Source organism: Terriglobus sp. YAF25, assembly GCF_052113305.1.
Lineage (GTDB): Bacteria > Acidobacteriota > Terriglobia > Terriglobales > Acidobacteriaceae > Terriglobus.
The window spans coordinates 1-7,516 of record NZ_JBFRCY010000386.1 but is presented as its reverse complement, the minus strand read 5'-3'; the positions used below and the strand labels follow the sequence as shown (position 1 = coordinate 7,516).

The window sequence follows — 7,516 nt, the reverse complement described above, 5'->3', positions numbered from 1 at the left end:
GGACTACACTCTGGAAATCGCAACGACGAAGGTCGACCTCTCTCCAAAACACTCGATCCGGACAACAGCCTATAACGGACAGGTTCCGGGACCGTTGCTGCGGCTTCGCGAGGGCAGGCCCGCCCGTATCAAGGTGACCAACCGCAGCGCGAACCCTGAGATCGTCCACTGGCATGGGCTGTTTCTTCCATCGGCAATGGATGGAGCTATGGAAGAAGGCTCGCCGATGATTGCGCCCGGAGCTTCCCTGGTTTACGAATTCTCTCCCCGTCCGGCCGGTTTTCGCTGGTTCCATACGCACACCTTTGCCGGGGGTGACTTTAGCAAGGGGCAATATACCGGCCAGCACGGGTTGCTGTATGTCGATCCGGCAAATGAGCCTGGACAGTTCGATGCCGAGTTTTTCCTCACGCTGCACGATTGGCAGGGGCAACTGCTCGGTAGCGACGATGGCTCCATGAATCCGTCCTACGATATCTCCACCATCAATGGCCGCGTGCTGGGCTATGGAGAGCCGTTGCAGGTGCGTCAGAACCAGCGCATCAAACTGCAGATTCTGAACTCCAGCCCGACCGAAATACATTGGATTTCACTTGCCGGGCATCGTTTTGAAGTAGTAGCTCTGGATGGAAATCCGGTTCCGAAGCCACAACTCGTGTCGATGTTGCGCCTTGCTCCCGCGGAGCGGGTAACCGCGTTTGTGACGATGGACAATCCCGGCGTGTGGATACTGGGCGAGGTTCGCAAACATGTGCAGGCGGCGGGCATGGGCATTGTCGTGGCTTATGCCGGCGCAAATGGAAAGCCGGTATGGCAGCAACCGCAAACCTTGAGCTGGGACTACACGATATTCGGTGCGCCAGAAGCTAAACAGAACGAAGCAGTCGAGGTGATTCCCCTGGTGTTTTCAGCTAAGTTCAAGGGGCATGGAGCGATGGAAGAGTGGTGTATCAACGGAAAGTCATACCCCGACACCGACTCGCCCGTGTTGAAAACCGGGCAGCGCTATCGGCTGCTCTTGAAAAACCCGAGTCTCGACGATCATCCCATCCATCTGCATCGTCATGTCTTTGAGCTTCTCAGTCTCTCGGGAACCGGAGCGACGCGAGGCATTCTGAAAGACACTGTCCTGGTACCCGCCCGTGGCGAGGCGGCTGTGGAGTTTGTCGCAGACAATCCCGGATCGACACTCCTGCACTGTCACCAGCAGAACCATATGGACCTCGGCTTCATGATGGTGTTCCGCTATGCGTGATCTGATCGGACGTCGCGGGCATGTAGTGTTATGGGGCGTAATTTTCGGCCTGGCCGGATGGCTGGCGCCCAGGGCCTATGCCCAAGGGAACTACGAGATTCAGGTCTACGGATCGGATACGGTCTTGCCGAAGACCACCATGGTGGAATTGCATTCCAATTTCACAGCGAAGGGACAGCGGTACCTGATCGACGGCGTCTACCCGACCAATCACCAACAACACGAAACCATCGAGATCACGCAGGGCATCAATAACTGGTCCGAAGTTGGTTTCTATATCTTCACCAGCGAGCAGGATGGACATGGCTTGCAGTGGGTCGGTGATCATATTCGCCCACGTGTGCGTGTGCCCGATAGTTGGCATTGGCCTGTCGGAGTCAGCATCTCCACCGAGGTGGGATATCAACGGGCCGTGTATTCGCCGGACACCTGGACATGGGAGATTCGGCCCATCATTGATAAGTCATTTGGCCGCTGGTATTTCTCTGTAAACCCGGCACTGGAACGTACGTGGCATGGTCCGGACGTCAACCAGGGACTTGGCTTTGCCCCGGGGGTGAAAGCGAGTTACGACTTCACCCGCGCGATCAGCGCTGGTGTTGAGTACTATGCCGACTATGGGCGGGTTGGGGCTTTCGACATTCTGCACAATCAGCAACAACAGATCTTCGCCGTAAGTGACCTGAATATCTCTCCGCAATGGGAGATTAACTTTGGGGTCGGTCTGGGGGCAACTTCGGCCACAGATCACCTGATCATCAAAGGAATTATTGGCCGGCGTTTCTCCTGGGGCAAGCATCCCGAGATCGAATAGAGCCTGTGGTGTAAGGCTTCTACATCTATGGGCGTTTTCCGCAATGAAAACGCCGTTGCGCGGCTCTTCTGAGATACCTATGGTATTTCGACAAGTCGCCTTACTGAAGAACTATTGATCGGGCCTTCAGCCCTCTATGTTTCTCCCGCCCGAAACCTGGGGCGTTGCCCCAGGCTGGTATAGAGCGCGCCTTCAGCGCTTATATTGGCCGGGGGCCCCACCCTCGGGGTCCCCAACGAACTTGTTCGTTGGGGTGAACGCTCGCAACGCGAGGGTGGGTTAGGAATACTCCTAAATTCCTATCAAAAACTCAAATCGAATATGTCTATACACCACAACAACAGGGAAATGCTCTAGGCGCTGCAACGGTATTAAAACAACTCCAACAGCAGAGGAACTAAAACTCCAGCTACCAGCGCTCCACTGACTGCCACTTTGTTTCTTGCATACCGATACGACATGTACAACCCTGTCAGTGTCGAGATAAATAGACCGAGCGAGACCAGGACGAAGAAGATCTTTATCGGTAATGGGGACCGTTTCGTCTCTGTCTTCTTTGCTGTCCCGTCGTGCTCTTCCTCCGCACGTTTGTTCTCGCTCTTCTCATCTGATTTCTTCTTTGGTGGCGGCACCGCAAATGTTGCGTTCTTATGCAGTTGCGAAAACTGCTGGACCCAGCGCGGCGGAGTATAGGATCCATCTTTCGAGGGCGACTGCAGAGAGAATGTCTGCCATGCGCCGGTCAGCGCAAAGAAGAGGATCGCGGGTGTCAAGAACACTCCCATGTACAGATGTATCGCTCGTGCTGTTTTTACGATGAGGTGAGATCTTGTCATTGAATCTTCCGGTTTCAGGTAGAAACAGATAGAAGAGGCAGGGAACACTTTTCTTCCGGTTCGATAGCTCGATTGAAGCTATGTCGTCTTAAGGCAACCTTAGGAACACTGAGTTGTTACGAAGAATTCACCAGGCGTCAGTGGGATCTTCACAGCACGGTACCGCAGCGGCTAAAGCCGCACCTGTGCCAGCTTCAGTACGGCATGGCTGAAGCCATGCCCTTAAGCAAGACGGAGCGCCGATGGCGCTTTGCAAATGGACACCGCAAGACTTATTATTTTCTATCCTTCAATTTTTGCCGTTTTGCGCGCGAATCGAGTTTTTCCGCAAACTGTTCAGCCGTCCCGTGCAGGAGTCGCACAGGCGGCGGCTTTAGCCGCTGAGGTACCGCTCGAATCGGCCCGTAACTCTTCACTTCTGCCTCCGCTGTTACCATCTGGTGTGATGAAAAGACTGAGTGCGAGGGCGCTTGTTACTTGCTCTGGCGTAGTAGAGTATCCCGTCATCACCATCGACGATGGGCGAATTGTGCGCATCGCGAACCGCGACGAAGAGACAATCGATCGTGTCGATTATGAGTTCCCCGATTGCACGCTGACGGACGGATTTCTTGACATCCACTTTCACGGCATCGCCGGCCACGATGTGATGAACGCTTCGATGGAGGGACTGGGAGAGATCGCACGTCACCTTGCCCGCGCCGGCATCAGCCGCTTTCTGCCTACGACGGTGACGGCTGCTCTTGATGAGACGCTCACCGCGCTGGAGAACATGGCCACCTTCATCGAGGCCGGCACGGTTGAAGGAGGAGCGCAGGCCGCCGGAATCCATATCGAAGGTCCGTTTCTTTCGCACGGCAAGCGAGGCATGCACCCTGCCGAATTTCTGCTGCCCCCTTCTCCGGAGCTGCTGAAGCGCCTGTGGGAGGCATCGCGGGGAAACATCCGGCTGATGACCATCGCACCGGAGCTTCCAGGTGCGTTGGAGACGATCCACTATGCCGTCAGCCTGGGCATCCGCTGCTCCGTGGGGCACTCCATGGCGACGCGGTCCGAGACTCTGGCAGGCATTGAGGCCGGGGCAGTGTCGGCGACGCATACTTTCAATGCCATGCGCCCGCTCGATCATCGCGAGCCGGGCATCCTGGGTGTCGTCCTGGACCGCGACGATCTCTACGCGGAGCTGATCTGCGACGGTATGCATGTTGCCCCGGAGATGGTGCGGCTATGGCTCAAAGCCAAAGGGCGGGAGCGCGCCATTCTGATCACCGACTGTCTGGCAGCGGCAGGCATGCCGGACGGAACCTATAAAGCCGGCGGTACGGTCGTGCGCATCAAGGGCTCGGCTTGTATCACCGACGAAGGCACGCTGGCGGGAAGCATCATTACTCTCGATCGAGCGGTGGAGAACTTGCTGCAGATGACCGGAGCTCCGTTGCCAGTCGCTGCGAGGTTGGCAGCGAGCAATCCTGCACGGATGCTGGGGCTTCCTGAAGAACTCGCACAGGGAGCGTGGGCCGACTTCAACCTCTATGGGCCGCAGAGAGAGCGGCGAGGCACGATGCTTCGCGGGGAATTGCTGTAGCGGCTTTCATTTCCTTTGCATCGGCGTTGTCGGCAGCCTCATCCCATCCTTTGATGAGTGCCACGCGCCATGCCGTTCGCAGACCTGCCGCGCCGTTGCGCCCCTACATCAGGGAGATGCTCTGGGTTCGGTCTGAGGAAGACCGCGTCCAGACCCTTCTGCCGGAGTCAAGCATGACGTTGGCATTGCGTGTTGCAGGAGCCGTCACCCGCGGGACAGACCGGCTACCCGGCATGGTGATCTCAGGGGTACAGGTCCATGCCCGGAGTCTTACCCATGCGCGTGGGGCAGAGACCGTCATTGTGCGTTTTACTGAGGCCGGCGCTGCTGCATTTCTTCGTGAGAGCGCAGGGCAGTTCTCCAACAAGACCATCGATCTTCTGGATGTGCTGCCGAAGGAAATCCGATCCCGTTTCAAAGACCTGCCGGAGAGTCATGCCACACCGGAGGGATATTTCGATACGGTAGAGCGGCATCTTGCAGACCACCTCCGCGCGGCGGGGGAGATATCGCGTCCCATTGCAGAAGCCGCGGCGATGATCCGCAGGCATGGTGGCAAGCTGCGAAGCGAAAATCTGGCTCGTGCCGTCGGCATGAGCGAGCGAGCTCTGGAGCGCGCGTTCCTGCGTGAGGTCGGAGTCCGCCCGAAGATGCTGAGCCGGCTGGCTCGCCTGGAGCACGTATGCGAGTTGTGGGATCGCGGGCATTCCCTGACGGATGTGGCACAGCATGCCGGATACACGGACCAGCCGCACATGGTGCGCGATTTCCGCGATCTGACCGGGGCGAGTCCTCGCCGCGTCTTCAGCAGCGGCCAGCCGCGAAACCTGCCGGTTTTTTACAAGTAAGCAGCCTGTCCCGCCGGATAGCTTGAGGACATACGGCTGTTAGAGCATTTTCCCTGTTGCTGGGTCTCCCGAAAGAGGGCATGCAGGGCGCTTTCATTGCGGAAAAGGCCCATAGATGCAGAAGCCCTGCACTACACCTACAGGAAAAATGCTCTAGCCGGGGAGGGATGTAATGAATCGTTACATGATGTTGTTTCGTGGAACCAGAGCGTTAACCGAATCGGAGTTGGAGCAGAGGGCTATTGCGATTCAGAACTGGGTCGCAATGGTTCGCCAGAAAGGGATCAACCTCGACCCTCGCATCCTGGACCAGGTGGTGGGGACGTACAGTGAGAAGGGTGGCGCAGTGGCTTCCGAGGCTGCCTCGAAGGATCCTGCCCTTGCGGCCGTTGTGTCGTTCGAGGCAGCAGACGATAAAGCTGCCGAGGCTATAGCAGAGGCTCACCCTAGTCTGCACTACGGCGTGATTGTCGAACTGCGGCGCTGGCAGTCTCCGGCGCCTCGCAGTTGACATTTTGAAGGTGCAGCCGACACTGGCCTTATTCATGAGACGAAACGCAGGCCTCGGGAAATTAACTTCTGGGGCCTGCGTACTGTTCTTCCGTTGCATCTCTTTTGCTGACCACGGAGAATAGGAAGACTTCTTCTCCATTTCAACTCAGGATCTGCTTTCCAAGGATGCACTTTCTCCCGCAACCACCTTTCCCCTGCCTAGTTGGGGCTCCCCGTTCGGGAACGACACTCTTGCGGATGATGCTGGATGCGCATCCGGAGATGGCGATTCCACCGGAGACAGGCTTCCTTCCGCGTGCTGCGCACATCCATCTTCCTGGCCTGCGCAGGCAGCGCCTGTTTCGTATCGTGACCGGAACGCCCCGGCGCTCGCCGACGTGGCACGATTTTGGGATTGCTAAGGAGGATCTCCAACGTTCTCTTGCGGCCGTGGAACCTTTTACGGTCAGCGAAGGAGTACGCACATTTTATCGTCTATACGCGGCAAATCATGGCAAAGTCCGTTTCGGTGACAAGACGCCTTTGTATGCCCTTGAGATGCCGGCGATTCAGAGGCTTCTTCCCGAAGCGCGCTTTATTCATCTGATCCGCGACGGCCGTGATGTCGCTTTATCGCTGCGAAAGACCTGGTTTGCCCCATCGCAGGAGATAAATCATCTCGCCCAGTATTGGAAGCGCATTGTTACCAGGGCTCGTGAGGATGGAAACAAGGTGAACCATTACCTTGAAGTGCGCTTCGAAGATCTGGTTGCCGATTCGGAGAAGGTTCTCTCCCGGGTCTGTTCCTTTCTCGACCTGCCGTACGATCCGGCGATGCTGCTCTATTGGAAGGGCGCGCCTGAACGTTTGAAAGAGCATAAGGCAAGGCAGCGGAGAGACGGCACGGTTCTGGTGTCTCAGGACCAGCGGTTCCAGCAACAGCGGCTTACAACCAAACCGCCCCAGGCGGAACGAGTGGGCATCTGGGTTCAGGAGATGACGCCGGAAGAAAAGCAGGCGTTCGCGGATGAGGCAGGTGATCTGTTGCGAGTACTGGGATATGACTTCAGGTGACCTTTGTGCTTTGATCCCATGAGAATGGGCTTTTCAATTCGCGGCAAATGATTTATCAGTGGTTGTCCTCAATTTTCCAGTCGTCTCGATCACTGAGATTTCCACAGGTAGGCTCAATGAAATTTCTCACTTATGCAGCCGCCGCCGTTCTGTGCGGTGGCCTTGTTCTGTCTGCGCATGCACAAACTGACACCTACGTATCCGGTGTTGGTGATGATGTAAATCCCTGCAGTCGCACCGCCCCGTGTAAGACATTGGCAGGAGCTATTTCCAAGACTTCGGCCGGCGGTACCATTACCGCCATCGATCCTGGTGGTTACGGCACGGTTACCATTACGAAGGCGATCACCATCAATGGCGGCGGCTTCCTTGCAAGTTCGCTCCATAGCGGTGTGACCGGTATCGCCGTCAATGCAGGCGCTGCGGACACGGTTGTTTTGAAAGATATATCCCTTAACGGCGCAGGGACGACGACTGGGCCCATCGGCATTCGTTACCTTGCCGGCGGCCGCCTGGTTGTTGAAGGCGGAATCATTCAGGGATCGACAACCGGAATCAACGTGACCCCCAACGCCAACGCGATATTGAATCTTGTTGTGCGGGATACGATCT

General features: G+C 56.8%; 7 protein-coding genes and 1 pseudogene. 7 read left to right on the top strand and 1 reads right to left on the bottom strand.

Translation table 11 applies throughout. The annotated features are described in order from the left end of the window. Both AB4043_RS16130 and AB4043_RS16125 read left to right on the top strand, forming a co-directional pair. Positions 1-1,255, top strand: a 1,255-nt coding sequence (locus tag AB4043_RS16130) for a multicopper oxidase family protein (RefSeq protein WP_442307512.1), incomplete at its 5' end; no start/stop codon positions are given. After that, positions 1,248-2,069 (top strand): hypothetical protein, encoded by an 822-nt coding sequence (locus tag AB4043_RS16125; protein WP_442303309.1) that lies wholly within the window; start codon positions 1,248-1,250, stop codon positions 2,067-2,069. The genes AB4043_RS16130 and AB4043_RS16125, both read left to right, overlap by 8 nt. 371 nt (positions 2,070-2,440) lie before the next feature. On the opposite strand, the gene AB4043_RS16120 is transcribed toward AB4043_RS16125, so the two are convergent. Next, on the bottom strand, positions 2,441-2,854 hold the full coding sequence (locus tag AB4043_RS16120) for a PepSY domain-containing protein (protein WP_442307511.1): 414 nt from the start codon (positions 2,852-2,854) through the stop codon (positions 2,441-2,443). 496 nt (positions 2,855-3,350) lie between these two features. Here AB4043_RS16120 and nagA point away from each other — a divergent pair, with 496 nt between their 5' ends. The 5 genes and pseudogenes from nagA to AB4043_RS16095 all read left to right on the top strand — a co-directional run. Continuing rightward, complete coding sequence (gene nagA / locus AB4043_RS16115) at positions 3,351-4,490, top strand: N-acetylglucosamine-6-phosphate deacetylase (protein ID WP_442303311.1); 1,140 nt, start codon at positions 3,351-3,353, stop codon at positions 4,488-4,490. A 53-nt stretch (positions 4,491-4,543) separates the two neighbouring features. Further along, positions 4,544-5,338 carry a helix-turn-helix domain-containing protein gene (locus AB4043_RS16110; protein ID WP_442303312.1) on the top strand — a complete coding sequence of 265 codons (795 nt, stop codon included), beginning with the start codon at positions 4,544-4,546 and terminating at the stop codon, positions 5,336-5,338. Positions 5,339-5,510: 172 nt separating this feature from the next. Further along, positions 5,511-5,849, top strand: a complete 339-nt coding sequence (locus tag AB4043_RS16105) for a hypothetical protein (RefSeq protein ID WP_442303313.1) — start codon at positions 5,511-5,513, stop codon at positions 5,847-5,849. A gap of 167 nt (positions 5,850-6,016) precedes the next feature. Further along, a complete protein-coding gene (locus AB4043_RS16100) occupies positions 6,017-6,904 on the top strand; it encodes a sulfotransferase family protein (protein WP_442303314.1) in 888 nt (295 codons plus the stop codon). Between the two features lie 116 nt (positions 6,905-7,020). Next, positions 7,021-7,516 (top strand): annotated as a pseudogene (locus AB4043_RS16095) (hypothetical protein); the annotation flags it as partial.